This window comes from Neisseria sp. P0014.S009, from assembly GCF_051958155.1.
GTDB lineage: Bacteria > Pseudomonadota > Gammaproteobacteria > Burkholderiales > Neisseriaceae > Neisseria > Neisseria flavescens_C.
Window position 1 is genome coordinate 1 of the sequence record NZ_JBQCVS010000174.1, and the last position, 254, is coordinate 254.

Consider the following 254-nt stretch of genomic DNA (forward strand, 5'->3'; position numbering starts at 1 on the left):
ACGTTTCGCTGCCATCAATCGGCGTTTGAATATCAATATGTTTTAAGTGCGCTTCAGGCTGAGCTTCGCCTTTAGTCCTCATCGGCTCACTGCCGATAAAAATACGGATATTGGGATTCTCACATGGCACTTGGCCGTCCGGCAGTTTGGCAAAATCCAAGGTCTGCAACAGATGGAAGGCTTCGGCAAAGTCGGGATGCAAGGCAGCGTAGCGGGTGGCATTGTTTATGGTGTCGGAAATCATGGTATATTTT

General features: G+C 48.4%; 1 protein-coding gene. It reads right to left on the reverse strand.

The window, feature by feature from the left end; genetic code table 11:
- Positions 1-244 (reverse strand): YhcH/YjgK/YiaL family protein (locus ACTHS4_RS12180; RefSeq protein ID WP_440366019.1); only part of this gene is annotated, 244 nt, incomplete at its 3' end.
- Positions 245-254 lie beyond the last annotated feature (10 nt).